Origin of the sequence: Microcoleus sp. A006_D1, assembly GCF_036702805.1 — a bacterium.
Lineage (GTDB): Bacteria > Cyanobacteriota > Cyanobacteriia > Cyanobacteriales > Microcoleaceae > Microcoleus.
In genome coordinates, this window is sequence record NZ_JAUBVZ010000037.1 from 1 (window position 1) to 1536 (window position 1536).

At 41.6% G+C, this 1536-nt stretch carries 1 protein-coding gene; it reads left to right on the forward strand.

The window, feature by feature from the left end:
- The coding region (locus QUB68_RS29900; protein ID WP_442923143.1) for a beta strand repeat-containing protein at positions 1–1536 on the forward strand (1536 nt) is incomplete at both ends.

Below are 1536 nucleotides of genomic sequence, written 5' to 3' on the forward strand. Positions count from 1 at the left end.
GGAGATGCAGTCACAATTGCCAACAATCCAATTCTTGCAGGAAGCGCTATTAGTTTTAACAATACAGTTAACGGTAATAGCGATTTAACGCTAAACTCTAGCGGTAATATCGCCTTCAATGGTGCTGTAGGCAACACAACAGCATTAGGAAATCTCACCGCCAATAGTAGCGGTACAACTACATTTAATGCTGTCACAGCTAACAGTTTAACAACTGACGCAGGCGGCACGACTCAAGTGAATGGCAATATTACTACAACGGGTATTCAAACTTACGGAGATGCCGTCACAATTGCTAATAATCCAATTCTTTCAGGAAGCGCTATTAGTTTTAACAATACAGTTAATGGTAAGAGCGATTTAACGCTAAACTCTAGCGGTAATATCGCCTTCAATGGTGCTGTAGGCAACACAACAGCATTAGGAAATCTCACCGCCAATAGTAGCGGTACAACTACATTTAATGCTGTCACAGCTAACAGTTTAACAACTGACGCAGGCGGCACGACTCAACTGAATAGCAATGTCACGACAACCAGCAGTCAAACTTACGGAGATGCAGTCACAATTGCCAATAATCCAATTCTTGCAGGAAGCGCTATTAGTTTTAACAATACAGTTAACGGTAACAGTAATCTGACTGTAAACTCTAGTGGTAATATCGCATTCACAGGTACTGTAGGCAACACAACAGCCTTCGGAAATATCACGGCGAATAGTAGCGGTACAACTGCACTTAATGCTGTGAATGCCCAAAGTTTAACCACCGATGCAGGCGGTACAACTCAACTGAATGCCAATATCACTACAACCAGCAGTCAAACTTACGGAGATGCAGTCACAATTGCCAATAATCCAATTCTTGCAGGAAGCGCTATTAGTTTTAACAATACAGTTAATGGTAATAGCAATTTAACGCTAAACTCTGGCACTGGTAATATTGGATTCAATGGTGGTGTAGGTAATGTTACAGCATTAGGAAATATCACGGCTAATAGTAGCGGTACAACTACATTTAATGCTGTCACAGCTAACAGTTTGACCACCGATGCAGGCGGTACAACTCAACTGAATGCCAATATTACTACAACGGGTATTCAAACTTACGGAGATGCAGTCACAATTGCCAACAATCCAATTCTTTCAGGAAGCGCTATTAGTTTTAACAATACAGTTAACGGTAACAGTAATCTGACTGTAAACTCTAGCGGTAATATCGCCTTCACAGGTGCTGTAGGCAACACAACAGCATTAGGAAATCTCACGACTAATAGTAGCGGTACAACTGCATTTAATCCTGTCACAGCCCAAAGTTTAACCACCGACGCAGGCGGTACAACTCAACTGAATAGCAATGTCACGACAACCAGCAGTCAAACTTACGGAGATGCAGTCACAATTGCCAATAATCCAATTCTTGCAGGAAGCGCTATTAGTTTTAACAATACAGTTAACGGTAACAGTAATCTGACTGTAAACTCTAGTGGTAATATCGCATTCACAGGTACTGTAGGCAACACAACAGCCTTCGGAAAT